This window comes from Paenibacillus sp. Soil750 (genome assembly GCF_001428045.1).
GTDB lineage: Bacteria > Bacillota > Bacilli > Paenibacillales > NBRC-103111 > Paenibacillus_E > Paenibacillus_E allorhizoplanae.
Genome location: NZ_LMSD01000006.1, coordinates 63,870 through 90,334, shown reverse-complemented (window position 1 = coordinate 90,334; position 26,465 = coordinate 63,870). Strand labels below are relative to the sequence as shown.

The window sequence follows — 26,465 nt, the reverse complement described above, 5'->3', positions numbered from 1 at the left end:
CTATCTGTGAAAATTATGATCGTGGAAGATGATAAAACGATACGGGATACGGTGGCTGAAGCACTGGGCCGCTGGGGGTTTGAAACGATTATTATCGAGCAATTCGACGCCGTGCTCACCGTTTATGTGAACGAAAATCCCCATCTCGTCCTGATGGACATTAATTTACCGGCGTACGACGGATTCTATTGGTGCCGACAGATCAGGGAAGTTTCGAATGTCCCTATTCTCTTTCTCTCGTCTCGAAATACACCCATGGATATGGTCATGTCGATGAATATGGGTGGCGATGATTTTATCCAGAAACCTTTCTACACCGACGTCCTCGTGGCGAAAATCAATGCTCTGCTGCGCAGAACCTACTCCTATATGGAGACATCAGCTAACGTAATGGCCCATAATGGTGTTGTCCTGAATTTGAAGGATGGTGACATCGCTTGTGGGGATCAGAAAACAGAGCTTACCCGGAACGAATTCAAAATTCTCACCATTCTCATGCAGCATCAAGGCGCTATAGTTAGCCGAGAGCAGATGATGCGAGGCCTCTGGGAGGATGAAAGTTTCGTTGACGATAATACGTTAACCGTTAATATTACCCGCCTGCGCAAAAAGCTTGCAGAACTTGGACGCGATGATTTCATCACCACCAAGAAAGGGCAAGGGTACATGATCCTATGAGTTTTCTCTCTTATTTAAAGGATAAACGCTATTTCATAGGGATGTATGCGGTGACCATGCTGTTCATTTCAATGATTATGCTTGTCAGTGTAAAAGGGCAGGCCGCCCTGAATAATATCGCCTACACGAATGCAGGTTGTTTTCTGTTCGCATCCCTCTATATAACCTTTGGCTACTTCTATCGGAAGTCCTTCTACAAGGAACTAAATGAGTTTCTTGGCAAAAATCAACATCAAGATTGGGCCATCGCGGCAATGCCCGAGCCTCAAACCAATGAGCAAGAGCTCTATCTACAGCTGTTAACTCAGCTGTCTAAGGATCAAGCCAACGAAACACATCTCCTGCAAGCGGAGATCCGGAATCATCAGGAATTCATCCTCTCTTGGATTCATGAAGTGAAGCTGCCTATCGCAGCTAGCCGTCTCATCATGGAGAACCGCGCCGGCAAGACCGCGGAATATCTCATAGACAAGCTCGAAGATGAGCTTAGTAAGATCGATAGCTATGTCGAGCAGGCGCTCTACTACTCGCGTATCGACTCCTTTTCCAGAGATTATTTCATCTCAGAGTTGTCGCTGACCGCCCTTGTGAAGGATAGTGTCAAGAAGGTGGCCAAGCTGTTTATCTCCAAACGGATTCGTCCCGACATGGAGTTGCTGACCCACAATGTGAACAGTGACAGCAAGTGGCTGGGCTACATCGTGAATCAGATCGTGGCGAATGCTTTGACCTATACCGACAATGGTGGGAGCATCACCTTCCGTTCAGAGGAAACCGACTCCGAGAAGCGGTTGATTATTCAAGATACAGGGATAGGGATTGATCCCGCTGAACTAGGTCGCGTGTTCGATAAAGGCTTCACGGGGAAAAATGGCCGAACGCACAGCCGCTCCACCGGAATGGGACTCTACTTAGCCAAACAAATGGCGCTGAAACTTGGTCATGATCTGTCGATTACCGGAGCGGTTGGCGAGGGGACTACGGTCACCATACACTTCATGAAGATACAGCATTATAATGATTTGCGTTGATGTTGATAAAAAGACGAAAAAGCGAAAAGCCTCCGAACCTGGGTGTCAGGTTGGAGGCTTTTTGTCATCGGCCCTCGTATTGGCCACTGGATAAGGTTATTTAACCCCATTAATGACCTACTAACTCAGTGGATATGGTGGGGAGGGTGACCCTCCTTCGCCCAAATCACATTTCTGTGGTATCTACAACAGACAGACTGTGTTACATAGAACGTGAAGCCTCAACCTTAACTACCGGTTGCTCGTGTTTTTTCAACAGAGATAAGAAAATAACTACGATAGCCACGACACCAATGAGGCCTAACGTCCACATCGGACTACTCAAATTCAAGTTCTGACGGAAGTAGAACAAATCGCGAAGTCCTTCCGCAGCGAAACGAAGAGGCAGCCACGAGTACAGCCAGTCTTGGCTGAAAGATGGTAATAATTCGACTGGCAGGGAAAGCACGGGTGCGCCGAAGAAGAACACAAGCACGAACAATGGTACACCTTTTAAACCAAGCCAGCTGACAACGGCCGTTTGTAACAGGAAGAAGGCAAAACCTACAAAAGTAAGGAATAACCCCATTTCCCAGTAACTTGGGATGGATAAGCCCAACCATTGTCCTGCTACAAGTAGAATACTGGCCGCAGAAGCTGCGGTGATGACAACACCACTGAGCAATTGGGAAACTTGAATACCGAAGCGATGCGAGCGTGAGCCTGTTTGGGTAGCTTTACCAGCAGCCATGAAGAGGAATAAGGTTGTCACCATAGCTCCAAACCAAGCAAGCTGGGTCAACACAACAGGTGCGTTCCCATTCGCGCTGTTCGTGCCAACGGCATTGATGTTTTTGCTTGTTACGACGATTGGTGAGGCGAACGCTTTGGTTTGATCAACGGTGAGAGTGCCGCCTTTTTGACTAACTTGTGCTAATAGTTGCTCTCTTACTTGACCGTTAACGCCATTCATAATCTGGGTCAGCACGCCGTTTGCCATCGTAGCAGCAGTGTTATTCATCCCTTGGTTTATATAAAGTGTTAAGGATGACGCCTGCGGCGCAGGAGATAATAAACTAGCTAGCTTATGGCTGAAGTCTGCCGGAATGATGATTGCCGCATAGGCTTGCTCTCTGTCCATCGCATCGATAGCTTCTTTTTCGCTGGCTAAAGTCGTCCATTTGAGTGGCGATACATTATCAGCTTGTGCTGGGGCAGCCGTTATTTTCTCCTGAATCAGCTTACCGAAATTCATTTCTTGCCCGGTTGGAAGCTTCTCACCTGCATCCATTTGAACGAGCAGCACGGGCAGATTCTTAGGCGTTGGATTCACAGTAGAGCCGAGTTGCGCAATACCTAATAGAAGAATAACAAGAAAAACTACAATGATGGCTAAATACGGATGTTTCTGTTTAAAAAAATAATTCATAGTAATGCCCCCTCAGATTCATAATTTCATATATTTCATTCAACGTTGCGTGAACGAAATTACTAAAAAAGAATCACTTTCTCCAAAGTGATACGGTGAAAGCGACCATATTTTTCAAATAACTATCGACATCGGTTTCTATCATATTCACTGCTGTGAATTGTCCGAGAACGGCCATCATACCAACGGAAATAACTTGTTTGGCAGCTAAGCGGAAGTCCATCTCTCGGATTTCTTCAGCCTCAGCTCTTTTCATCAGAGCTTCCGTTAACGCCTGGTGGCGCTGCATGATTAGCTGGGTCATAAAATTCTTATCCTCAGATAAGATATTATCTGAATCACGCAGCATTATTTTTATAAAATCCGGATCCCCTATGAGGGTACCCACCAATCTTGAGATAAAAAGATATAAGGCTTCTTCCAACGGCTGACCTGGATGAATCCCTTTAATCAACTGATCCATCAGCTCCATGCGATCTTTCTGAGCCTCATGGAAAATGGTCTCCAGTATCTCCTGCTTTCCTCCTGGAAAATAGTGATACAACAAGCCATCTGTGATCCCGATATGCTTATTCATTGCGCGAATCGACGTCCCGTGATAGCCATGCTCCGCAAACAGTTGCTTCGCACCAAGTAAGATTTGCTCTCTACGTTCGGCAGCCTGATGATCGCGGCTTGTTTTGGGCACTCTTTTCATACATGTAATCTCGCTCTCATTATTTCATTCAACGATCGTGTAATGAATTATAGACCACTTTTTTTGTAAAAGCAAGAGGTTAAAGTCTAACGACAAGAAAAAAATACCATCATTAGCGACAAGAAAGTCCCTACAATCATTAAAAGCGTAGAATTTCATGACATGAAAATACCTCAATAACGTGCTCGACGACATGAAAATCCCTCGAATACATACTGTTAACAAAGCTGAGATAAGAAAATCCCTAAATTAAATATAATCTGCTTCAAGCGGACGCGTGAAGTACCTCCCTTCTGATTGAACCCCCTTTTATTGGTAATAATAATGTAGTAAGGAGGGCTATTCATGATTGAACGAGTATCGGACCACGAATTTTCTTCGCATCTTCCAGACAACATGGCACGTATTCATTCCTTCATGGGAAAAAGTTCAGACTTCGTTGTCCGCGAGGTCACCATTGGGACTCATCATCGAGCAGCGCTTTTCTATTTGGATGGCATGGTCGATATGCAAACGGTACAGAACAACGTCATATCCGCTCTTCTCGACCGAAGCCCTGCCGGTGCTATAACAGTCCAAATGATTAAGGAATCTGTGCTTGATGCGGGTGAAGTCAGCGAAGTAACAACAATTGAAGCTTCCCTGGAACATGTTTTATCCGGTGGATTGCTACTTCTGCTGGACGGTTTCAGCGCTGGAATCATAATCTCCCTGCCGGGCTGGGAAGACCGCGCAATCTCTGAATCGAAAACTCAAACCGTCGTCAGAGGACCGCAAAATGCTTTCACCGAATCGCTGCGTACCAATACCACATTAGTACGTCGCAGAGTGAAGAATGTAAACGTGCAAGTCCTAACGATTAAAGTCGGCAGACTGTCCAAAACCGATGTCGCTATCATGTATATCCATGATTTGGCGGATGAGGAGCTGATACATCAACTGGTTGAGCAGCTTAGCAATGCCCATCAGGAACGTGTTCTAGAAGGCGAATATCTGGAGGAGATTCTGCACGGCAAGAAGCAAGTGACGATTTTCCCTATGTTCTACAATTCCGATCGCCCGGATACGATTGCAGCGGGGATCATGGAGGGGAGAATTGCCATATTTATTGATGGGACCCCCTTTGTCTTACTTGTACCTTCATTCTTTGTTGATTTCATTCAATCTGCTGAAGATTACTATCAGTCTTTTATTTTTAGCTCATTCATTCGTATCCTGCGTTACATCGTCATGTTTATTTGCATGCTTGCACCATCTATCTATATCGCGCTGACGACCTATCACCAGGACATGTTGCCAACGACCTTACTGCTCAGTCTGGCAGCACAACGGGAAGGCATTCCATTCCCCGCTTTCGTGGAAGCGATGTTGATGGAAATTACGTTTGAAATTCTGAGGGAAGCTGGCATTCGCATGCCACGCACCGTCGGACAAGCCGTCTCCATCGTCGGCACGATTGTGATCGGGCAAGCTGCCGTAGAAGCAAGCATCGTATCTGCAGCAATGGTTATTATCGTTGCCATTACGGGAATTGCAAGTTTTGTCATTCCCTCCTATGCTATGTCTATTCCGATCCGCATCATCCGTTTTGCGTTCATGGTCCTAGCTGCAACTTTCGGCGTATACGGACTGACGGTCGGTTTTATCATTTTAGTCGTGCATTTATGTAATTTAAGTTCATTTAATATGCCCTATATGAGTCCGATTGCTCCATACAACCGCGACGAACAGAGTGATGCGATCCTTCGTTTTCCCTTCTGGTACTCGGGCAATCGGAAGACAAAACGGAGACAACAATCATGAGACGGACCCCGTCCTTGCAGTCGCCACTCTGTCTCTTGATTTGTATGGGGGTACTGATAATGCTGTTAACTGGATGCTGGAACCGCAGAGAACTTAACGAGCTTGCGGTTGTTTTGGTAGTAGGAATAGATTCGGCTGACGGTCAGTATGAAGTATCTGTGCAAGTCGCTGAGCCATCGCAAATGTCTCGAAACCGTGGATCGGACCGTTCATCCGTCTCTGTATTTTCCCAAAAAGCATCGACAATATTTGAAGCCTTTCGGAAAATAACGACAAAATCAGCTCGAAAAATGTATCTTGCGCATATTCGGTTAGTCATTTTTGACGAACAGACAGCAAGGAAGGGTATCAAAGAGCCGCTGGATTTTCTCTTTCGTGATCACGAGGTTCGGCCGGATTTCTATATGGTTGTTACTAAAGGCACTTCAGCCAAGGATGTTGTTTCATTCATCACCCCGACCGAGATGCTTCCTTCCATCGGCTTGTACAAGACGTTAAAGGTCTCAGAGAAGGTATGGGCTCCTACATCAGCCGTTAAGGTGACAGAAATGATGAAAAAGCTGACCAAAATCGGTGTTGAACCTGTATTGACCTGGGGAGAGATCGTCGGGGATGTTAGGAAGGGCAAAACACTGGAAAATGTTAAACAACCAACCAGACTTTCGGAATTCAAATATTTCGGAGTCAGCGTTTTCCGAGGTGATCAACTGGTCGGGTGGCTGAATGAGTCGGACAGCAAGGCATACAACTATATTACCAATAAAGTATCAAGTACTGTCGGCAGTGTTAAGTGTCCTCAATCAGAAAGCGATTTTGTTGTGGAGGTCACGCGTTCCAAGGTCAAGATCGTTCCATCCGTTCATAACAAAGAACCTCGTATCCAATTGGATGCGACAATAGAAGCAAACTTAGGAGAAAGCGGCTGTCCGGTTGGTCTGAACAATGAAGCCATATTTCTTGCAATGGAGGAAGCTGCCCGGGAAGATCTGAGGAAGATTCTTAAGGACGGAGTCCGCGAAGCGCAATCCATGGGCTCGGATATTTTTGGATTCGGGGAAGCTTTTCATCGAAAGTATCCACGTCAGTGGTCCAAATGGAAAGCAAACTGGAATCAGATATTCAAGAAAATGCCGGTTGAAATTATGATCGATTACAAGCTTCGTAAGAATGGAAAAATAATCAATACTTTCGGAGAAAATCCAACGGAAAAGGAGTGAGGAAACAGTGCTAGCTCCTATCTTAGTTCTATTCCTCGTGGCGGCGCTCTTGGAATATCGCAGTTTGAAGAAACTGAAACGATACAGGGAAATGATCTCCAGCGCTATTCTTCTAGCTGCTGGATTAACACTCGGCATACTGCGATTGCTTCATGTGGAAATACCGAGTCCCATGAATGGGATCAACACGCTGTTTCAGCCTTTAAGCCAACTTCTTGACGTATGGAAGGAGGCGTCTTCGTGATGAAACAAGACATGACCACTAGGCAAGCTGCAATGTGGTTTATTCTGTTTCAATTGGGCAGTGCATTTCTGCTGCTCCCCAGAGTGCTTGCAGGCACAGCGGAGCAGGATGCTTGGCTATCCGTTTTGTTTGCAATCGGTGCTTTTTTTCTGATATTGCCTCTCTATACAGCCATTGCCAAACAACTCGAGGAAACCTCCATCAGCGACCATATTCTTGAACTGTTCGGTCGGATTGGAGGCAAATTTCTGCTGTTTGGATTTGTTGTAGGTTACCCCTATCTCATTTATATTCTGGTACTGCGGGATCTAAGCGACTTCCTCACGACTTCTGTCATTCCTGAGACACCTGCTGAAGCTATTCTGGTTCTCATGATGGCTGCTGTCATCTATATCGTCCGCTCCGGTACGGCTGTTATCGGGCGAACAGCGGAGATTTTGTTTTTTATAGTGATGCTGCTGTTCGCATTCGGTTATGCCTCGCTCATTCCAAGTGCGGAAATGTCCAATCTAATGCCTGTCCTTGAACACGGATGGAAACCCATCCTTCTTGCTGCATTTTCGATGCTTATATTTCCATACGCTGAAACGGTGTTGTTCCTCTTCCTGATGCCATCCATTCGCCAAGCCCACAAATGGAAAACAGCGGTTATTAAAAGCTCCTTGGTGAGCGGCTGTATGTTTCTTCTTATGACGATTCTGACGATATGCGTTCTCAGCGACGGTGTTGTTTCGAATGTAATGTACCCAAGCTACTTTGCCGTCCGTACGATCAGTATCGGTGACTTTTATGAACGATTCGAAGTATTAGTCGCAGTCTTGTGGTACATCACCATTTTCTACCGCTTGTCATTGTTTTTGCATGTGTCTGTTCACGGAATGGCCATTGTTCTCGGTATGCAGGATCCGCGGCCCTTGCTAATTCCCTTATCCTTGATCGCTCTGGTCATGGCGAATATCATCAGGGACAATACAGCGGAATACACGGCCTCTCTCCAGGTATGGCCCTTCTACTCGATGTTCTTCGGGATTTTTTTTCCCATCCTGATCTGGGTGGTCGGCATTTTTAAAAGAGCAAAGAATTCCAAAAGGAAAGAGAATTAGCATGGTAAGCATGCCGGGTGAAGGAATGTGAATGGGTATGTCGGCAAGCCATATGAAGATGCAAGTCCTATTCTTGCGTTTATCGCTAGCGACGGAGCACATTGTTTGAACGAGCAAATGGTCGGAATTTGCGACAGGAATCATTACAAAAATTAAGCCTATTCTCAGTAATACAGTGACCTCTTCTTCCATCAGCATATAATCATCCCTCTGTACTCCAGCATTACAAATAATCCCATATTTTAGACTCTGGAAATACACTGAAAGTTGCGTTAATCTGCCCGTTCGTATTATGAGGTTAACCAGTTTTTACTGGTTGACCTCTTTTGTATTTTAGAGGTTTAGTAATGGTAGCCGGGGGCGAACGTCTCTGCCCGTGGGACCGTGATCCCGTGATGTAAACGATTAGCGTACTCCTCTTAAATTGTAGTTGACGCAGCTGCTATCACTTTGTTTCACTCAGATCGCCCTCAAGTCGTTAATTTAGCGTATACGATAAAAAATACCATCATTTCTCCAATGATTGCATAATTAGGCATATGAAAAACCAAGTCCACCACTATAAAACACCCAATTATCCCTAAGAATATCCGCAAATGATAGTGCCTCAGCTGTAGATGTCCATTTCTATACCGGTTGAAAACCAGTGATGTAGAAAAAAAATAAAGAAGTACAGAACCAAAAATAAAAGCCAACATGAATGGATAATTCAGTTGTTCCTTAAATAACAATTGGATTGAAGCAGCTATCATACTCATGGATAAGTAAATGAATAGATGACCATAAATAATCGTTTGGCCGACAGTTTGTATTTCCTTGCTTACTTTCCTTTCAATATTGTTAAAATATTGCCACCACATGGCAATAACTAATATACATGTAAATGAGGTAAACAAAATGGATGGCATGGTCCAATCACTTAACTGCAAAACAGCAAGTATACTGATAACTGATTCACCAAGAAGAATAAGTGTAAACATTGCAAAGCGTTCCAATAAGTGATGGGTATGTATGGGTGTTTTCACCAGGTACCGTCGGCTGATTAGTGGTAGCAAAATATCTACAGCAATTCCTGCATACAAAATCAAGTAACGGAACCATGAATCAAAGAAAAGCGAGCAAGTTGATATCAATATTCCAATCCAAAAGCGAGTCCCTAAGTATCGAGCGGTCATTTGATGTGTGCCTGTTGCTTTGTGTATCGTCAGATATTGAGTAGCTGTCAGTGCTCTCGAGCCAATGTAGCCTACAAAGAAGGGAATATAGAAGTGATCGAAATTAATGGATAGGCTTGCTGTCATAATTAAAACAAAAAATAGTTGGAGGATCATAAATGCTCTATGAGTAACGATATCTTTCCCAAAACGATTATTAAATAGAGTTTGTCCTACCCATGCCCACCAGATTGGAATGAAAATAAGAACAAACTTAGTTAAATATTCAATGGAAATGGTACCGTAATCGGCATGCATTAAGACACTGTTCGCTTTTGATACTGCTGATACAAAAAGTAGATCGTAAAAAAGCTCCAACCAGGTTACTTTTTTCTCAACCATAACTTCAAAACTCCCTTTATTTGACGCGATGTTCACTTAATAATGAGGTAAGGACTATCGGTGTAATGTTCGATAGCCCTCAATTTATTTATTGATATAGCATTATCATTTATCTACTAAATAAGCCGCAACTTCAGCTAATCGTGAAGCGTATCCCCATTCGTTATCGTACCATGTTGCGACAGATAGGAGTCCTCCCTGTACTTGCGTCAGAGGAAGGTCAATGATGGAGGAATGGGAATCACCTACGATACGGGAAGATGCCCATTCACCTTCTAAAACATCCAAGACTCCCTTCAACTGGCCATCTGTAGCGGCACTACGGAAAATATCGTTTACTTGTTGTACCGTACACGGTTTGTCCGTAACAAGGTTTAATTCAGCAATGCTTCCAGTACGAGTCGGAATTCGATATGCCTTACCTGTAATCTGTAAATCATCCCATATGAATTTAAGGGCCCTTGCGGCTCCAGATGAAGAGGGAATGATATTTTCCGCAGCGGCCCATGAATCCCGGCGATCCTTCATAGGCTGATCCGTAAGTGATTGCGTGTTTGTATAGGAATGGACTGTCGAGAATAGACCGTATTTGATCCCGAAGTTTTCTCTTACGATTTTGACTACTGGAGCCAATGCATTTGTCGTACAACTCGCCATACTAATGATTTTGTGTTTTTCCGGGTCGAAACTATCCAGATTTATCCCTTTTAGCAATACAGCATCACAATCTTCAAGGCTCTTACTTGGCCCACTAACCAGTACTCGATTTGCACCACGATCCAAATGGAGTTGAGCAATAGCACGGGTAACGGCTCGGCCTGTACAGTCGATTACCAGATCCACATCCAAGGCCTTCCAATCCGGAACTTCTTTAGACGAATTGATAAACTGAATTTCCCGTCCACCGATAACCATTAGACCATCCCGTCCGGAGACATATTCTGGCCAGCGTTTATAGTTAGTATCCACTTCGAAAAGAGCAGCAAGCATCGCTACATCTTTAATATCTGAAATTGAAACCGGAACAAAAAGTTGATCTTGCAAAGCGACTCTTAATAATTGCCTTCCAATACGCCCAAATCCAAATATTCCTATTTTGCCCATAGATAACCTCCATAGATTGTTGAATAAAATTTTCTTATTCATCCATAATTTAAATGCCAAATTCATTTGGAATATACTCGATCCGAGACTCGGCGAAAATAGTAATCCGCTTGAGCAGATCATCGTACGTCACAGGACCATCTTTAACATAAAACCAAATTTTTTTCACAGGTTGGTCATCGAATTCCCGAAAAAGAAATACATTTAATTCCTGTTTCCAATGGAGAATCTCATGAATATCCACGTCCTGTGTAATGATTAAAGTAATTCTCCAACCCTGACCAATAGGTGTCACCGAATATTCCATGGGTTTTTGTCCGGTATGAATAAATGTCCTGCCTCCAACGGAGTGCCTAACAACAAGTACCTCTTTCATACAAACCCTCCTATTCGTTCTTATGGAAGGTCAATCAGCATTAAATATGCATCTTCCCCCGCCATGATGCTCAAGTGAGACAATGATTCGATTCGCGCCGTGTCCCCTTCACCTAATTGAGTATGATTCACTGCGATTCGTCCCTCAATGACGAAAAGAAATATACGGCGTTCCTCTTCCTGCCGAAAGGTAATATTTTTGTCTTTATCCAACCTGCATAAATAGAGCGTTAGGTCTTGATGGATTTTAACAATCTGCTCTGATCCCTGTGGATCAACGATGGGGAGTAAGGCATTCTTTAACTTCTCCGAATTGTACCTACGGGTTTCATAGGAAGGATCTAATCCTCGTTGATTTGGCATGAACCACAATTGAAGGATTCGCATCGGCTCACTCTGCGAAGCGTTGTATTCAGCATGGACGACTCCGGACCCCGCGCTCATTCGTTGCACTTCCCCAGTTGTTGTTACTTCCACATTACCCAAGTTGTCTTCATGACGAACGGATCCTGCAAGTACTATTGTCAAGATCTCCATATCGCTGTGGGGATGGGCACCAAATCCTTTGCCGGGATCTACGTCATCGTCATTGCATACTCGCAAAACCCCAAACTCGGTATTATTTGGGTCATAATAATTGCCAAACGAGAAGCTTAAACGGCTGCGCAGCCATCCATGATCTACGTTAAACCGGGAATTGGCCGGGAATACTTGGATCATTCTAAAACTCCCCTTATCAGCTTTTTTAAAATTGATTGTAACTAACGAACTCACGAACGGGTTTACGATAACCTCGAGGCCGTTGTTTGGAGGTATCCTCCTTACCTATACCAATCAATAAGACAGGCACATATCGATCAGGAATGTGGAGTGCTTGCCGCATTAATACAGGATCAAAACCGATCATTGGACATGTATCCCAACCTCTTTCCTTTGCAGCGAGCATAAATAATTGTGCGGATAAGGAAGCGTTACGAATTGCCTCATCTCGCATAAAGCCTTCCCCTCTATCTTCATAAAATCTTGTAACCGATTCGATAGTCATATTGTATTCTTGTTTATTAATAACTCCTAGATTAAGAAATCCTTCATTTATTCTTGCTACATCCTTATAGGCATCCATGCTGCCAAGCACTAGAATTGCTGCCGATGCCGATTGAACCTTATACTGTTTAAATGCAGCCTGATATACGTCTTCTTTGACATCGGGGTCATTTACCACCACATAATGAGTATGCTGTAAATTAAATGCCGAAGGGGAGAATTTTACAAGATTAAAAATCTCGTCAAGCTCTCGTTCAAATATTTCTTTTCCTGGAATAAATTTATTTGCAGATCTTCGCTCTTTAACCACTGAAATAAAATCGTTCAATTGAACACATTCCTCTCGGAAACTACTCGCCTAACTAATTCTTGTCCTACTCCTTGCTTGCAGACGTGGAAAAAACATCTTCTTATCTTCATTAAATTCTTCATTCATTCCTTTTCTGACTCCAATACACGTACTTGGATAGGTGATAAACCTTTTTCGATTTCTGCACGGTTAGCCTCAAACCATTCCGGAAGCATTAGTTTTTCACCTAATACATCTGGCTTCTCATCAACTGCAAATCCGGGAGGATCTGTAGCGATTTCGAAGAGAATGCCGCCTTCTTCACGAAAGTAAATCGCATTAAAATATTGCCGGTCGATAATAGGTGTTGGATGAAGACCGTATTGCTCAACATGAGTTCTCCATGCAGCGTGATCTTCATTATCTTTTGCGCGCCATGCAATGTGATGAACCGTACCGGCTCCACTTATGCCCCACCCCATTGCCGCAATGTTTACGTCAATAACATTACCAATACTTCCCTTCGATTTATAGCGAATAAAGTCTTCTTCTTGTTCCACCTTTTGAAGACCTAAGACCTGCTCTAGTACATTCATCGTTTTTTCGGGAGCGGTACTATAAAGGACAGCGCCGCCAAAACCTTTGATAGCTTTATCTATTGAAACACCACCGAACGACCATTGACTCAAATCCCCTTCCTCGCGCTCCACAATCTCTAGCTGTAAGCCATCCGGATCTGAAAATGTTAAGTAATTCTCATTAAACCTTGTCTTTAAAGAATAAGAAACATGAAAGCTTTCTAGGCGCTCTTTCCAAAAATCGAGTGCACCTAAAGGAACGACATATGTTGTTATACCGACCTGTCCTCCACCAATACGTCCTTTACGACCCAATTCATATGGAAAGAAGGTAATTACGGTACCGGGACGACCTGATTCATTACCGAAATATAAATGGTAAACTTCCGGAGCGTCGAAGTTAATCGTTTTCTTTACAAGTCTCAGGCCAAGTACCCCTGCATAAAAGTCCACATTTTTTTGCGCATTCATTACAAAAGCCGTTATATGATGGATCCCATCTGTATGTTTTTCCATTTTGCCAACACTCCTCGCATGATCTTTAACTGTTTGTCCTATCATATTGAAATTATTATTAATGAACAATTTCATTATTTCTATATCATGTATAGTCATTAGCTATATCTATATGGGCGAAGCTAATAGAAGCATATCTATACTTTATATAGATGCATAATGATAGCAGTTTATCAGTGTTTATAATTTTATTTAAAAGAGGCCATTCCAATAGTCAATTAAATGACTTTTGGAATGGCCTACCACTTTTAAGATTATCGGGTATGTTGAGGAACGATACTATAATTTTAATCTATAGAACGTATAGAAAAAAGAGAATTGATTGATATATTACGTTTCAATACGATAGAAACATGCAACGGACTTCATAACTAGTTGTTTCAGATGCTGTCGTAACTAATAAAATGAAAGGTGGGATTCTACATGATTAATGACAAAATCGATTTGCTTACTGCAGGTAACTCTGCCATCATCCTTATTGACCATTAACCACATTTGTTATTCGCTATGCAAAGTGCTGATAGACAGAGACTGACTAAAAAGGCAAAAGTATACAATGCACCCATTGTAGCAGATGCTCCGGTTGAAACCTCTGAGGCGCGAAGGGGCAGCATGTTTACCAAAATATAAACAAGTTGAAAAGGTATCTAATATTTCAATATAAAAGGAGCCAAAAACCATGAAAAAAATACTTACAAGCCGTACAGTAACAACGCTAGCACTTTTAACTGCTGTCGTATCGACAAGCGCATTCGGAAATATGATCGTTGCAAAAGCAGAAACGCCGGCTGCGACTGCCGCTAGCAAAGATAAGCAAGCCATTCAGGCAAAGGCGGTTCCGTCTCCAAGATTACTGACGCCAACGAACCATACGCTACTTATGATCGACCATCAACCACAAATGGCATTTGCTACATCGTCGATTAACATCCAAGAGTTACGTAATAATGTAACTGGACTTGCTAAGGCAGCTAAAGCTTTCAATGTTCCAACTGTTTTAACAACGGTAGCTGCAAAGTCGTTCAGCGGACCGATTTTCCCGGAAATCCAAGCCGTATTCCCTGATCAGCAGCCAATCGACCGTACAACAATGGATGCTTGGGAGGATCAACGTGTTGTAGATAAAGTGAACAGCTATGGTAATAAAAAGCTAGTCATTTCTGGTCTATGGACAGAGGTTTGTGATTTATCTGCTGCTCTTTCCGCGATTGATCAAGGATATGAAGTATATATTGTTACCGATACTTCAGGTGGTGTATCAAAAGAAGCTCACGACATGGCCATTCAGCGAATGATACAAGCTGGTGTAACACCAATTACATGGGAACAGTACCTGCTTGAATTGCAACGTGATTGGGCACGTTCTGAAACGTACAAAGCGACAACAGATATTGCTAAAGAACACGGTGGCGCTTATGGATTAGGTATTATTTACTCCCAAGAAATGTTTGGCGGTAATGAGGGACATTAATCGATAAGCATTCAAAATTCACGAAGTAAATATTACTTCGTGAATTTTTTTCATCAATCAATTGAATGGTTTCAATACGTGTTAAATTTAAGATACTAGGAAATTATATAAATTGATAAATGAAGCCATAGGAAGGGATTGGATGAAAAGTGAAACCAATTCAGGTAAACGAATGGCTAGACGAATACAATGACTATATGCTGCTCCATAAAATGTTCGGTGATCAAACATATTCTGACGAAGCAAAAGAAATATTGGAGAGCATGAAAATATATGTTTGTGTTGGGCTAGAGAGCAATTTGAGGAAGCTTTTTTTAAATTCCTATTTGTAATGGCCATAGTCGGCCAACTTTTTTGATTGTTCTAGAAAAAAGTCGATACATGTTTGAACCGAAGGATTGTTATAATGATGTTTTTTAAAAATAAGCTTGATCTCACGAACTGGCGTTGGATCTACAAGACGAATCATTTTCAATTTCTGACCAAAAAAGCTTTCAATTAAAGAAGCAGGTAAAATAGCTGCCCCCATCTTATGCATTACCATAAAAAGAAGAATTTCCGCAGAAGTTGACTCGAACTTTGATTGCAAAGATTTGGTAATCTTATCGCTACATATATGAAGTTGATCGATTAAACTTATCTCCCTAACAAACAAGGCAGAATCTAAATCTTCTAGCTCCTGAAAAGAAATAACGGTTCGATCTGCCCACGGATGATCCTCATAAACGACCAATGCTTGTTCTTCTTTATACAGGTGCATCATATGAATTTCTTTATTTGGTTCATGGTTGTCGGTAATGCCAATATCGATACTACCATTTAATAATTGCTGTGATGTATTCTCTGCACTGGCAAATTTTAATGTGATATCAGGATATTGTTCATGGAACTTTAAAATCCAGGGTATTAAATAAAAAAAATCCATAGATGGGATGCCTAGCAAAAGTTTTTTTGTTCGAGTATTGCGTAACTCATAAGTTTCTTTCTTCGATTCTTCAATGAGCCTCATCACGAAAAGAGCTTTTTGGTAAAGTATTTCCCCGGCAGCTGTAATCTTAACCCCTCTACCCTCTCTCTCAAACAAAGGAGTTCCAACTTCCCCCTCTAAAAATCGGATTTGTTGACTTAATGTAGGTTGAGAAATCATTAAAACTTCTGCAGCCTTAGTATAGCTTCCTTCTTTACAAATTTGAATGAAATATTCTAATTGTCTGAACATGAAGATTAATTCACTCCTATTTTCACAATAAAGTTGTAACGCACTTAAGCATTTGCCTGCTGGTGCTGATGAGTGTGATCGGATGTTGCTCAACTTTGTAAACATTATATCAAGGAATCTGTCATGTAATATATCCGCTGGATTTCAGGTGAGGGTTGCTAGATTTTAGGGCTGGTGCGTTAAGAACGCTATGCAATATCATCAATTTGGTTTTTTATTATCCCTAACCATCCGCTTAGTTAAAACTCTTAATTATACAGAAAAAAGGTACAGTCTCTTCAAAAACGAAGAAATCTGTACCTTACTTTTATACAGGAGACTTTTCAGCGGCCTCCAAGTGATTACGTTAGCTTGATGGCAAGAAGTGCGAAGGCGGAAGGCTTATTGTGTTGTAATCACTTCAAGATTCAATTTATTACCCATTTTAGGCGTAGTCACATGATAGAGGGCCTGCTAAGTTCAGTGCAATCTTATCTCTCTTGGATTTCAAACAGCCTGCGCTGGCTTCGGTATTCCAGTGCTGTGATGCCTTCGGTATCCTTGAATATTCGCGTAAAATGCTTCACATTTTCAAATCCAACCTGATCACTGATTTCGTACACCTTCAAATCAGAGTGCACCAGCAGCTCCTTCGCCTTGTCCAGCCTTAACCGGCGAACATAGTTCGAGAAACTCTCACCGTAGTATTCCTGGAAGGCTTGGCTGAAATACGAGTAATTGAGTGAGAAGTGGTTGGACACGACCGCCATGTTCAAATCGTCGGCATAATGCGTCTGCAAGTAGTCGAGAACTTTTTGCATCGTATTTGGCTCCGTAGGCGCTTGCTCTCTCCGATCTTGGATGAATCGATCCAGATTATTGAGAAGCTGCTCAGCAACTGCATAATAATGTTCAAATCGATCGAAATTCCCGATATGGCCAACAGAGGCGTAGTCACTTAATAGGCCAAGCACTTTATTTCCGTATATGCCGAATACCTTGTCGAACAGCTCTTCATTGAGCAGCTGGCTAATCCGTTCCAGGTAGCCGATTTCACAGCAGCTAATGATACGAACATCTAGAATTTGATCGAGAAGCTGCTTCATTTCGTTACCTTTTCCCATTCCCATCAGATTCGATAATCGTTGAATCAACTCAACAGGAACGACATGCCGCTCATTGCGCTTACTTACGCTGGTGTAATCCAGCACATCGAGTTCTGGAAGTACAATACTGTATTTCAAGGTTTGTTTCGTTTGGCTATATGCCAACCTTATCTGCTGTATTCCTTGAACGGACTCGCTAATCGCGATTCGCAGCTGAGACTCGTATACACTCAACCTCCACCGTTCCGTCAACTGGTAAAAGATAACCGGATCGCGTGCGATCATAATCGTTCCGCCTTTTCCATCACGCGTAAGCATCCAATCCATATGCCCTTGTAACAGATCAGCGATTTGATTCCTGAAAGAAGCAGGATCCGTACTGCTAGCCTGTGATCCTTCACCGCGTCGCGTGAGCAAGCCCAGCGTATATCCTGCATCCAACCAGCTAAAGCCTGCCTGCTCCAGCTTGTTCTGTGTTATCGCATCACACACATCCTTCTGGGTCAAATGCTGGGTAACTAGCTCGGCAGCAACAAGGCTGGCATCTACGTCCGCCTTGTCTGCTCGCTCTTCTCTCATCCTTATCTCCCTAATTAATCGCTCCAGGACGGCAAACAAGTCCTCCCGTATCACAGGCTTCACAAGATAATCCTTCACAGCATAGCGAATCGCTTTCTGCGCATATACAAATTGATTATAGCCAGACAGCAGTACAATCTCGGGCCTTATGGGATGTACTTGCAGTTGCTCGAGCAGTTCGATTCCATCCATAATTGGCATTCGGATATCTGTGAACATTATATCCGCAGGCTCCTGGCTAAGCCGCTCCAGCGCCTCTTGTCCATTCTCGGCAAAACGGTAGTTGAACAGATTAGGAAATTGCCTCTCAATCACCGATTGCAAGCCCCTCTGAATGATCTTCTCGTCGTCGACGATTAGCAAGCTAATCATAGATTCTAATCCCCTTCCATGACCCGATACGGCAAAGTCATGATTATGCGTGTATAGCTTTCTTCCTGACTCTCGATCTGGATCCCATATTCCGTCCCATAGCTCATCACTAAGCGTTGGTCCACATTACGGAGACCGATTCCATTGCTGTCCTGGTTATTTTTGCGAACGACTAATTGCCGAACATCCTGATATGCAGTCTCCTCCATTCGTAGCATTCGATTCAATAAGCCCAGCTTCTCTTCCGGTATGCCGCAGCCGTTGTCAGTGATCTCTATGACACAAGCTTGATCACGCCAGACGGCAGAGATCATAATGACAAGATTTCCGTCGCTGGAATGCATCCGGCTCATGCCATGCTTGATTGCATTCTCGACTGCAGGCTGCAGTGACATTTTAAGCGATTCCTGCTTGAGGCATTCCGGTGCAATGGACAATCGGAGATCAAGTCTTCCATCATAACGGATGTTCATGACAGATACAAAATGCTGAACCTGCTTAATTTCATCGCTGAGCATCACATGATCCTGTTTCCATTCCATTGAATACCTCATCATACCGCCTAGCGAAGTCATTATGTCCGATATAAGGTACTGTCCTTCAATCTCCGCCAGCATTTTGACATTCTCCAGCGTATTGTACAGAAAGTGGGAATCGATCTGGTTCTTCAGCGCCCGAAGCTCCGCTTCTTTGCCTGCCGCCTGCCTAGCTGCCTGCTCTTGAATGAGCTCGTTAATCTTCAGTATGAGCTTATGGTAATGCAAGCCTAGCTCTCCTACCTCATCGGTACCGGTTATCGGCGGCAGCTCGACGTTGAAGTTACCGCTTCTTACCTCTTGCATTGATTCTCTTAACACCTTAAGCCTGCGCAAAATTATCGACTGCATTGAGTAAGATAGCAGTACAAGAAAGGCCACTAGTAACGAAATGAGTAAAAAATAAAGAATTCTCGAATGGTTAATGCCTTCCATCGTGTCCGCAAGACTAACCATATTGACCAGATGTACGTCGATCGATGGAATGTAGCTCTGAAATGCTAGATAGGACTGCCCATTAACCTTGAAATGTACCTTCTCGAAATCTGTATTACTCGTCAGCTTCACACTGTTCATTAATTGCTCCGAACTGTGCTGTTTGAACACTGGTGAAGCCTTCAGGCTAAATACCTGTCCGCCCCTTGCTACTACGATCAGCTGGGAGTTCTTGTCCTGCACACTACTGAAAGTTCGGGAGAAGAAATCCGACAACTTCATCGATATTTCTAGAATCCCGTTATGTTTGTTATCGGCATATTTAAATTCCTGCAAGTACGTCATGAAGGGCTCATTCTGCGATGGTTCGGATGGCATATCGGTGAGGGCGACGTTCTCCTGTATCTCCCACCAGGGCAAACCGCTCTGCTTTATCACCTCATCATGCCAAGGCTTGTTCTGAATACGTGATTCCTTTAGAATGACTGGCCAAATCTCATTCACATAAGGGTTGTCCGTGAACAATCGGACATTCGCAATTCGTGGATTGTTGAACAAAAAATATTGAAAGTTGTTGACAACATCAAGCTTAATACGAATAACACGCGCTGTATCCTGAATTTGTTTAATTTGCAGATAATTGTTCATTTCCCGGTTGGATAACGCAAGCTGATCGGTCCATCCGATCAGCTCCACGTTATTCTCGATGTTTATTTTCTCGACCGCCAACACATTCTCGCTGTTCTTCGTTAATTCTTCCATTGCCTTGGTAGACTCTTCATTAAGCGTATACCAGGAGAATAGTACCACCGGTATGAAGATAACGAACACAAATGACAGAATCAGTTTGGCTTGAAGCGAAAGTTTAAACGTAAATGCACGTATCCCCAATAACCTACGGATTGCCGCGAATCCCATCTTCTATTTCACATCCTGCTGCTCCCTCTATCGAACTATTTATTAAGCGACGTCTTCAGCTTCTGTACATTTCGTTCATAGGCTGCTTGGCGGCTAGCTACGAGAGCTTCATACTCTGGATCCTCGGTAATGCTTTTCATAAATGCAGTGAACAGTTGATCGAATTCAGCATCCGACTTGGACATCAGCAGTTTAGGTAGCGTCTCGGCCCATAGCCGCACGTTTTGGTCTTCCGCAATACCTTCCTTCGTCGTCGGGTCTGGATCCAGATTATCAAACTCGGTCATGCCAATTGTCTTGCCCCTAGTCCAATCGGCAATTTGTTTGGCAGGCTCAGCATCCATTCCCGTCATCCATGCTAAATTCATGTTTGTATCCATTAACATCCAGTACATATAAGAACCGCCATATTTGCTATCGAACGCTTTGCGGTCGGTATTAAGCAGATGCATGACTTCTGGCAGGAACTGATCTTTGCCGTTTATCGTATCGTAGGTAATACCCTTCTCTCCTAAGTATAGATCCTTGTTTCCCTCTTCGCTGAGCAAATAGCTAAGGAAGGCAATTGCCCGCTTCTTATCTTTGACATTCTTTGAGATGAGCGTTACCGTCCAACCGGACACGCCATTTCCTGCAAGTGTTGGCGCATCATTCGCATCATTTGCCGGACCATCAATCGCGATATACACCTTATTCGGGTCCTTCTGATACAACGCTTGATTAATCTCAGTAAAATCAGACCACTGATACAACATGGCAAAATATCGCCCTTGCGATATTTTCTCATCCTTTTCCAGTCGTTTTTCATCAATATAGACATCTGTCGGCATCAGTCCGACCTCATGCGCTTGGCGGAACACCTTCAGCCATTTTAGATATGTTGGATCGCTTCGGCGGTCGTACAGTTTGCCGTTTTTCTGCTGCGGAATGGCTAGAAAGTTCTGAAGATACGTATCTAGCGAAAAGTTGCCAGTTTCCGTAAATTCATGCAGGCCGATCGGAATAAGTGGCTTGCCGTCCACTTCCGGAAATTTCTCCTTCGCGGCCTTTAGCGCTCCTAGAAACCCTTCCGGCGTACTCATATCCGGCTTTCCAAGTGCTTCATACATGTCTTTCCGAACAACAAAGGTCTGATTAGACGTAATAAGCTGACCATATTTTTGGTAATCCGCAGGTGATGAAGATGCATTCGGATAGCCATACACATTTCCGTCGGCCTGTGTATACCAACTAAGCTTTGCGGGGTCTGCAACCTTAATGAAATAAGGATCATACTGATTCGCTAGCTCATTTAATGGAAGCACCATATCTCCCTTAATCATCTTCAACACGGCATCCTCATACCAGCCTAGCGTGATGAAGTCAGGGAGCGTCCTTGATGCCATCATCGTGTTGAGCTTCTCGCTGGCGTCGCCAGCAGGCGTTATAAAGTTCAAGCTGACGCCCGTCTTCTTCGTAATATAATCGGAAACGACGTTCCCTCCCCACTTGCTGGTAAACCAATCGAAATTAATATACCAGTCAAACGTAATCGGTGTCGTGTCCAGTTTCCAGGCAGGCACATCCGGAGAAGGCTTCGTTCGAGAAGCCTCTGCCTGCATAGCATTCGGGTTTGTATGACCCTCAGCAGTGCCATTACTCGGAGTACCAGTGTTCCCAAAACAAGCTGCTAACGTCAAACACATCATCAGAGTTAGTAAAAGCACTGCATTTTTACGCATTATTTTCATTCATAATTCTCCTTCGTCTGTGCAGATGTATAAGAGAAAGTGGTGATCTTGTCATACGCAAACAAGCTTACTGCTGCGCAGAACTCTTCAGCTAGTATAAGGGTTACTGCAAGAAAAATAAAGAAAGCTTACATTTTAGGTAGTGTTACTCAGGTTTTCTAAGCAGCCAACGTAATAAGCGAGCACGACAAGGAAATATTCCTTCGTCTTGCTCGCGTTCGTTAGCTATGATGTTGTAACTAATTCTTCATTATTGCAGCACCGTTTGGACATATGGATTCATCTCTTGAATAAATTTCCGTACAGTAGACCTCATAGTAACGGAATTAAAATATACAAGAGAGATATCCCAACATGGAACATTGCCTTCTAATTTTACAATACGCAAAGAATCGTCCTTTAGACTTTCAAGCAAAGATGTTGGTATAAGAGCTACTCCAAGTCCAGATCGAACCCCATGAATCAATACTGCAATGGAGGACGTTTCTATTATAGACTTCAAGGTAAACCCATAAGAGAAACAATACATTTCAATTAATGATTTATTTTGTTCTCGAAACATAATCGAATTCATTTGCATCAAGGAGCGAAAAGGAATCGAAGATTTATCGGCCAAAGGATGTTCTGAGTGAATCAATAGCGCCATTTCTTGTCTATACAAATAAGTCGAAATGACCGAAGCATCTGAAATCGGATTTGCAGTAATTCCAATGTCTACCCTTTGTTCCAAAACTTTTTTCTCGGCATCCTCTGCAGCGATAATCTCCAATAAAATATTCGGGTACTTTTCGCGAAATCTCATGAAATAAGGAGCTAGATATCCAAGCTCAGCAGGACAACATCCAATAGAAATTGTTTCTCTAGATATATTGTTTTGGCCAAATATTTCATTTCGCGCCTCTTCAAGAAGATTCATAATAGCGCTACCCTTATTCAAGAGAATTTTCCCCGCTTCCGTTACTTCAACTCCCCTACTTACCCGATCGAACAATGGAATATTATACTCATCTTCTAATACCCGCATTTGCTGACTTAGTGTAGGCTGAGTCACACCTAGTTCTTCTTTAGCTTTGGTGAAACTTCCTGATTTGCATATTTGAATAAAATACTCAAGCTGGCGAAGCTCTATATAGATCCCCCCGATCATCCCAGAATAGAAAAGTACTGATGTATAAAGTTGCCTCCAGGTGCCCATTCTAGGCGAACACCTCCCTGTACTCAAGGTACACTAGCGTATTTTGTGTCAAAAATTCCCGTATCTTGGTGATTGTTGAACCTTTGTAAACATTATATCAAGGAACCTGTCATGTAATATATCCGCTAGATTTCAGGTTAAGGTTACTAGATTTTAGGGGTGGTGCGTTGGAAACACTACGTGTGTAGTCTAAAAATATGAAGAGCCCGCTTCTCGATAGGAAGCAGGCTCTTCTTTTACTAGGTTTTTATATAATCTAACTGCTTTCATAACCCTGCGTTTTTGCTTGGACATCTTATTGGGCCTACTGGGGCCGCTTTATTGAAAATCGTTCTCCGAGCTTCGAATAGAAATCTCCTGCGAGCCGACTTACCGGCTGAAGTTTATTTGGATCAATCCGGCCTTCCCGGTATAAAGATTCATGAATATGGAAATGAACGATGCGCCCAATCAATAGATCGCAACCTGGCATTGCTGTATTCCCTCCAAGGGGTATCGCCTGCTCGAGGACACACTCCATTCTAATCTTAGCTTCAGCTACACCTGGAACATCAATTGCCGTACTAGGAACAGGAGTTAAGCGGGCCCATTCGACTTCACTTTCGTGGGATGGCAAATTGACCGCCGTTTGATTGACCGCCTCAATATTCGACTCATCCGAGATGTGAACGACAAACGCTCCCTTTTCTATCGCATTTCTTGAGGTGTCTTTCTGTTTGCCCTGTTGCCGTTGTACGGAGATTGACAGCATGGGCGGATTCGAAGTAACAATATTAAAATAGCTGAAAGGAGCAGCATTCAGTATGCCGTCTGTCGATAGAGTCGTCACAAACGCAATCGGCCGAGGAACAATACTTCCGATTAGCAGCTTATAATTGTCCCGTTCCGTTTGATTGTTAGAATTAATCGATATCATAGTTACCCTTCTTCCACATATAAAGTATGCGAACAGGTTAGGAATAGAAATGCTTTTTGAACCATTGAGCTGCCGCATTGATTTCTTGGTGCGTTACCTGATGACCCGCATGCTCCCAGTGTATTTCAACGGAAGAGCCTGCACCTTCCAATAGCAACTGCAGTTCTCTGGTTTCTTCTTGAGAAGAGATTGGATCATTCGTTCCGGCACCAATAAATATAGGGATTTGAGCTAATTCGGGAAGTATTATACCCCGACGAGGAACCATAGGATGGAATAGAATCGCACCTTTTAATGAATTCTTACAATGAAACAAGAGGCTGCCTGCAATGTTGGCACCGTTAGAATACCCGACGGCCACGACATTCTGACGGTCGAATTCATTTTGGTTCGCTGCTTGATCAATAAATTCGTTCAACTCTTCCGTTCGAAACAAAAGGTCCTCCTCGTCAAACACACCCTCAGCCAATCTCTTGAAAAATCGTGCCATTCCATTCTCCTGAACCTCGCCTTGAATACTTATAACATTGGAGTCCGGGGCGATCATTTGAGCAATCGGTAATAAATCGTATTCCGTACCGCCCGTGCCATGTAATAAAAGAAGCGTTGGCAGCTTCGGACTTGAGCCTTTTCGAAAAATATATTTCATGGCTTGAACGACTCCAATTCACGCACTTGAATAGGAGGCAAGTTCTTTTCAATTTCAGCACGATTGCTTTCGAACCATTCTGGCAGCATCAGTTTTTCACCTAATACATCTGGCTGCTCATCAACTGCAAAGCCAGGTGGGTCCGTGGCAATTTCAAACAGTATACCGCCTTTTTCACGAAAGTAAATCGCATTGAAATATTGCCGGTCGATAATAGGTGTAGGATGAAGACCATGTTGCTCAACATGAGTTCTCCATGAAGCGTGATCTTCATTGTCCTTTGCGCGCCATGCAATGTGATGAACCGTACCGGCTCCACTTATGCCCCACCCCATTGCCGCAATGTTTACGTCAATAACATTACCGATACTTCCCTTTGATTTATAGCGAATAAAGTCTTCTTCTTGTTCCACCTTTTGAAGACCTAAGACCTGCTCTAGTACATTCATCGTTTTTTCAGGAACGGTACTATAAAGGACAGCGCCGCCAAAACCTTTGATAGCTTTATCTATTGAAACACCACCGAACGACCAATGACTCAAATCCCCTTCCTCGCGCTCCACAATCTCTAGCTGTAAGCCATCCGGATCTGAAAATGTTAAGTAATTCTCACCAAACCTCGTCTTTAAAGAATAAGAAACATGAAAGCTTATTAGGCGCTCTTTCCAAAAATCGAGTGCACCTAAAGGAACGACATATGTAGTTATACCGACCTGCCCTCCACCAATACGCCCTTTACGACCTTCATAGGGAAAGAATGTAATTATGGTGCCTGGATTGCCTGCTTCATTACCGAAATATAAATGGTAAACTTCTGGGGCGTCGAAGTTGATTGTTTTTTTTACAAGTCTTAGACCTAGTACACCTGCATAAAAATCCACATTTTTTTGCGCATTCATTACAAAAGCCGTTATATGGTGGATCCCATCTGTATGTCTTTCCATTTTGCAAACACTCCTCGCATGATCTTTACCTGTTTATGTCCTATCATATTGAAATCATTATTCATGAACAATTCCATTATTTCTATATCATGTATAGTCATTAGCTATATCTTCAAGGGCGAAGCTAATATAAGCAATATCTATACTAGATATAGTCAAATTCATATTGATAGTTGTCTATCAGGGCTTATAAGATAAAGCTGAATAAACTTCCAATTAAAAGAAGTTTAAGTTTAAGGATAATTCCCGGCCGGATGAATTGTTCTTTATTACATTAATAAGGGGGAAGTTTTATGGGAGTACGTTTTTTAAAAATGGCTGTCGTTTATATTTTGGTTGGTATTTGCATCGGTATTTACATGGGTACAACACTTAACTTTGCATTAACAAGCGTACACGCTCATACAAATCTTTTTGGGTGGGCAACATTGGCTCTTTGCGGATTTACGTATCTTCGTTTTCCCAAAGCGGCAGGATCTCCTTTAGCGAAGTGGCACTTCTGGTTGCAAGGCATCGGCCTGCCCGTCATGCTTATTTCCCTCACTTTAATGGCCCATGGCTACGCTCCGAATTGGGTTACATCACTAAAACACTTTGGTGAATCCGTAGCTGGAATCGGCATCTTTGTTTTTGCTGTCAATGTTTTTACTAACATAAAAGCAATGGACATTCATAATTAACCATAAGCATGATATTTCTCTGTAATACTCAGATAAGTAATTAATACGGTGGGGGTGATAATTAGTGAAGGTAAAATATTCATTTATTATGTT

General features: G+C 42.9%; 24 protein-coding genes. 8 read left to right on the top strand and 16 right to left on the bottom strand.

Going from position 1 to position 26,465, the window contains the following annotated elements:
* The first annotated feature begins 6 nt into the window (after positions 1-6).
* Together ASL11_RS07775 and ASL11_RS07770 are read left to right on the top strand one after the other, a co-directional pair.
* Positions 7-678: a response regulator transcription factor gene (locus ASL11_RS07775; RefSeq protein WP_056612063.1), complete on the top strand. Its 672-nt coding sequence runs from the start codon at positions 7-9 to the stop codon at positions 676-678.
* On the top strand, positions 675-1,709 hold the full coding sequence (locus ASL11_RS07770; RefSeq protein WP_056612060.1) for a sensor histidine kinase: 1,035 nt from the start codon (positions 675-677) through the stop codon (positions 1,707-1,709). Before ASL11_RS07775 ends, ASL11_RS07770 begins: the two co-directional genes overlap by 4 nt.
* A gap of 202 nt (positions 1,710-1,911) precedes the next feature.
* On the opposite strand, the gene ASL11_RS07765 is transcribed toward ASL11_RS07770, so the two are convergent.
* Entirely contained in the window at positions 1,912-3,117 is a 1,206-nt protein-coding gene (locus tag ASL11_RS07765) for a YhgE/Pip domain-containing protein (protein ID WP_056612057.1), read from the bottom strand.
* Between the two features lie 73 nt (positions 3,118-3,190).
* On the bottom strand, positions 3,191-3,814 hold the full coding sequence (locus tag ASL11_RS07760) for a TetR/AcrR family transcriptional regulator (protein ID WP_056612054.1): 624 nt from the start codon (positions 3,812-3,814) through the stop codon (positions 3,191-3,193).
* A gap of 345 nt (positions 3,815-4,159) precedes the next feature.
* Between ASL11_RS07760 and ASL11_RS07755 the strand changes: the two genes are divergently transcribed.
* Genes ASL11_RS07755 through ASL11_RS07740 form a run of 4 tightly spaced genes read left to right on the top strand, consistent with a single transcriptional unit; the run spans position 4,160 to position 8,181 of the window.
* Positions 4,160-5,617: a spore germination protein gene (locus ASL11_RS07755; RefSeq protein ID WP_056612051.1), complete on the top strand. Its 1,458-nt coding sequence runs from the start codon at positions 4,160-4,162 to the stop codon at positions 5,615-5,617.
* Positions 5,614-6,834 (top strand): Ger(x)C family spore germination protein, encoded by a 1,221-nt coding sequence (locus tag ASL11_RS07750; RefSeq protein ID WP_056612048.1) that lies wholly within the window; start codon positions 5,614-5,616, stop codon positions 6,832-6,834. The genes ASL11_RS07755 and ASL11_RS07750 overlap by 4 nt, the downstream gene beginning before the upstream one ends.
* A gap of 7 nt (positions 6,835-6,841) precedes the next feature.
* Positions 6,842-7,078, top strand: a complete 237-nt coding sequence (locus tag ASL11_RS07745) for a hypothetical protein (RefSeq protein ID WP_056612046.1) — start codon at positions 6,842-6,844, stop codon at positions 7,076-7,078.
* Positions 7,078-8,181: a GerAB/ArcD/ProY family transporter gene (locus ASL11_RS07740; RefSeq protein ID WP_056612043.1), complete on the top strand. Its 1,104-nt coding sequence runs from the start codon at positions 7,078-7,080 to the stop codon at positions 8,179-8,181. Before ASL11_RS07745 ends, ASL11_RS07740 begins: the two co-directional genes overlap by 1 nt.
* Before the next feature lie 470 nt (positions 8,182-8,651).
* Here the strand turns inward: ASL11_RS07740 and ASL11_RS07735 are convergent, their stop codons facing one another.
* From ASL11_RS07735 to ASL11_RS07710, 6 genes are all read right to left on the bottom strand, one after another.
* Complete coding sequence (locus tag ASL11_RS07735; protein WP_056612040.1) at positions 8,652-9,737, bottom strand: low temperature requirement protein A; 1,086 nt, start codon at positions 9,735-9,737, stop codon at positions 8,652-8,654.
* Between the two features lie 105 nt (positions 9,738-9,842).
* Complete coding sequence (locus ASL11_RS07730) at positions 9,843-10,841, bottom strand: type I glyceraldehyde-3-phosphate dehydrogenase (protein ID WP_056612036.1); 999 nt, start codon at positions 10,839-10,841, stop codon at positions 9,843-9,845.
* A 49-nt stretch (positions 10,842-10,890) separates the two neighbouring features.
* Positions 10,891-11,217, bottom strand: a complete 327-nt coding sequence (locus ASL11_RS07725; RefSeq protein WP_056612032.1) for a hypothetical protein — start codon at positions 11,215-11,217, stop codon at positions 10,891-10,893.
* Positions 11,218-11,237: 20 nt separating this feature from the next.
* The gene (locus ASL11_RS07720) at positions 11,238-11,936 is read right to left on the bottom strand and encodes a pirin family protein (RefSeq protein WP_056612029.1); all 699 of its coding nucleotides are present in this window, start codon (positions 11,934-11,936) and stop codon (positions 11,238-11,240) included.
* A gap of 25 nt (positions 11,937-11,961) precedes the next feature.
* Complete coding sequence (locus ASL11_RS07715; RefSeq protein WP_056612025.1) at positions 11,962-12,588, bottom strand: nitroreductase family protein; 627 nt, start codon at positions 12,586-12,588, stop codon at positions 11,962-11,964.
* A gap of 104 nt (positions 12,589-12,692) precedes the next feature.
* Positions 12,693-13,643 carry a ring-cleaving dioxygenase gene (locus ASL11_RS07710; RefSeq protein WP_056612022.1) on the bottom strand — a complete coding sequence of 317 codons (951 nt, stop codon included), beginning with the start codon at positions 13,641-13,643 and terminating at the stop codon, positions 12,693-12,695.
* An 880-nt stretch (positions 13,644-14,523) separates the two neighbouring features.
* Between ASL11_RS07710 and ASL11_RS07705 the strand changes: the two genes are divergently transcribed.
* Positions 14,524-15,114 (top strand): hydrolase, encoded by a 591-nt coding sequence (locus ASL11_RS07705; RefSeq protein WP_235550422.1) that lies wholly within the window; start codon positions 14,524-14,526, stop codon positions 15,112-15,114.
* A 322-nt stretch (positions 15,115-15,436) separates the two neighbouring features.
* Here ASL11_RS07705 and ASL11_RS07695 read toward each other — a convergent pair whose 3' ends face one another.
* The 8 genes from ASL11_RS07695 to ASL11_RS07660 all read right to left on the bottom strand — a co-directional run bounded on the left by ASL11_RS07695 (position 15,437) and on the right by ASL11_RS07660 (position 25,692).
* Positions 15,437-16,333, bottom strand: coding sequence for a LysR family transcriptional regulator (locus ASL11_RS07695; RefSeq protein WP_056612016.1), 897 nt, complete (start codon positions 16,331-16,333; stop codon positions 15,437-15,439).
* 470 nt (positions 16,334-16,803) lie between these two features.
* Positions 16,804-18,369 (bottom strand): response regulator, encoded by a 1,566-nt coding sequence (locus ASL11_RS07690; RefSeq protein WP_056612013.1) that lies wholly within the window; start codon positions 18,367-18,369, stop codon positions 16,804-16,806.
* Between the two features lie 5 nt (positions 18,370-18,374).
* Positions 18,375-20,258 (bottom strand): sensor histidine kinase, encoded by a 1,884-nt coding sequence (locus ASL11_RS07685; protein ID WP_056612009.1) that lies wholly within the window; start codon positions 20,256-20,258, stop codon positions 18,375-18,377.
* A 35-nt stretch (positions 20,259-20,293) separates the two neighbouring features.
* Positions 20,294-21,988: an extracellular solute-binding protein gene (locus ASL11_RS07680; RefSeq protein ID WP_235550415.1), complete on the bottom strand. Its 1,695-nt coding sequence runs from the start codon at positions 21,986-21,988 to the stop codon at positions 20,294-20,296.
* Between the two features lie 250 nt (positions 21,989-22,238).
* Complete coding sequence (locus tag ASL11_RS07675; protein WP_235550414.1) at positions 22,239-23,183, bottom strand: LysR family transcriptional regulator; 945 nt, start codon at positions 23,181-23,183, stop codon at positions 22,239-22,241.
* 304 nt (positions 23,184-23,487) lie between these two features.
* On the bottom strand, positions 23,488-24,099 hold the full coding sequence (locus ASL11_RS07670) for a flavin reductase family protein (RefSeq protein ID WP_056612006.1): 612 nt from the start codon (positions 24,097-24,099) through the stop codon (positions 23,488-23,490).
* Between the two features lie 37 nt (positions 24,100-24,136).
* Complete coding sequence (locus ASL11_RS07665) at positions 24,137-24,748, bottom strand: alpha/beta hydrolase (RefSeq protein WP_056612003.1); 612 nt, start codon at positions 24,746-24,748, stop codon at positions 24,137-24,139.
* Positions 24,745-25,692, bottom strand: a complete 948-nt coding sequence (locus ASL11_RS07660; protein WP_056612000.1) for a ring-cleaving dioxygenase — start codon at positions 25,690-25,692, stop codon at positions 24,745-24,747. The genes ASL11_RS07665 and ASL11_RS07660 overlap by 4 nt, the downstream gene beginning before the upstream one ends.
* Positions 25,693-25,985: 293 nt before the next feature.
* Between ASL11_RS07660 and ASL11_RS07655 the strand changes: the two genes are divergently transcribed.
* Positions 25,986-26,372 (top strand): hypothetical protein, encoded by a 387-nt coding sequence (locus ASL11_RS07655; protein WP_056611997.1) that lies wholly within the window; start codon positions 25,986-25,988, stop codon positions 26,370-26,372.
* Positions 26,373-26,465 lie beyond the last annotated feature (93 nt).

What these genes read in the sequence shown, in the direction of transcription:
- ASL11_RS07695 (WP_056612016.1), bottom strand. Translation starts at nt 16,333, where the DNA reads ATGTTCAGACAATTAGAATATTTCATTCAAATTTGTAAAGAAGGAAGC.
- ASL11_RS07670 (WP_056612006.1), bottom strand. Translation starts at nt 24,099, where the DNA reads ATGATATCGATTAATTCTAACAATCAAACGGAACGGGACAATTATAAG.
- ASL11_RS07750 (WP_056612048.1), top strand. Translation starts at nt 5,614, where the DNA reads ATGAGACGGACCCCGTCCTTGCAGTCGCCACTCTGTCTCTTGATTTGT.
- ASL11_RS07740 (WP_056612043.1), top strand. Translation starts at nt 7,078, where the DNA reads ATGAAACAAGACATGACCACTAGGCAAGCTGCAATGTGGTTTATTCTG.
- ASL11_RS07765 (WP_056612057.1), bottom strand. Translation starts at nt 3,117, where the DNA reads ATGAATTATTTTTTTAAACAGAAACATCCGTATTTAGCCATCATTGTA.
- ASL11_RS07660 (WP_056612000.1), bottom strand. Translation starts at nt 25,692, where the DNA reads ATGGAAAGACATACAGATGGGATCCACCATATAACGGCTTTTGTAATG.
- ASL11_RS07755 (WP_056612051.1), top strand. Translation starts at nt 4,160, where the DNA reads ATGATTGAACGAGTATCGGACCACGAATTTTCTTCGCATCTTCCAGAC.
- ASL11_RS07675 (WP_235550414.1), bottom strand. Translation starts at nt 23,183, where the DNA reads ATGGGCACCTGGAGGCAACTTTATACATCAGTACTTTTCTATTCTGGG.
- ASL11_RS07680 (WP_235550415.1), bottom strand. Translation starts at nt 21,988, where the DNA reads ATGAAAATAATGCGTAAAAATGCAGTGCTTTTACTAACTCTGATGATG.
- ASL11_RS07770 (WP_056612060.1), top strand. Translation starts at nt 675, where the DNA reads ATGAGTTTTCTCTCTTATTTAAAGGATAAACGCTATTTCATAGGGATG.
- ASL11_RS07690 (WP_056612013.1), bottom strand. Translation starts at nt 18,369, where the DNA reads ATGATTAGCTTGCTAATCGTCGACGACGAGAAGATCATTCAGAGGGGC.
- ASL11_RS07725 (WP_056612032.1), bottom strand. Translation starts at nt 11,217, where the DNA reads ATGAAAGAGGTACTTGTTGTTAGGCACTCCGTTGGAGGCAGGACATTT.
- ASL11_RS07760 (WP_056612054.1), bottom strand. Translation starts at nt 3,814, where the DNA reads ATGAAAAGAGTGCCCAAAACAAGCCGCGATCATCAGGCTGCCGAACGT.
- ASL11_RS07665 (WP_056612003.1), bottom strand. Translation starts at nt 24,748, where the DNA reads ATGAAATATATTTTTCGAAAAGGCTCAAGTCCGAAGCTGCCAACGCTT.
- ASL11_RS07710 (WP_056612022.1), bottom strand. Translation starts at nt 13,643, where the DNA reads ATGGAAAAACATACAGATGGGATCCATCATATAACGGCTTTTGTAATG.
- ASL11_RS07685 (WP_056612009.1), bottom strand. Translation starts at nt 20,258, where the DNA reads ATGGGATTCGCGGCAATCCGTAGGTTATTGGGGATACGTGCATTTACG.
- ASL11_RS07735 (WP_056612040.1), bottom strand. Translation starts at nt 9,737, where the DNA reads ATGGTTGAGAAAAAAGTAACCTGGTTGGAGCTTTTTTACGATCTACTT.
- ASL11_RS07720 (WP_056612029.1), bottom strand. Translation starts at nt 11,936, where the DNA reads ATGATCCAAGTATTCCCGGCCAATTCCCGGTTTAACGTAGATCATGGA.
- ASL11_RS07655 (WP_056611997.1), top strand. Translation starts at nt 25,986, where the DNA reads ATGGGAGTACGTTTTTTAAAAATGGCTGTCGTTTATATTTTGGTTGGT.
- ASL11_RS07730 (WP_056612036.1), bottom strand. Translation starts at nt 10,841, where the DNA reads ATGGGCAAAATAGGAATATTTGGATTTGGGCGTATTGGAAGGCAATTA.
- ASL11_RS07705 (WP_235550422.1), top strand. Translation starts at nt 14,524, where the DNA reads ATGATCGACCATCAACCACAAATGGCATTTGCTACATCGTCGATTAAC.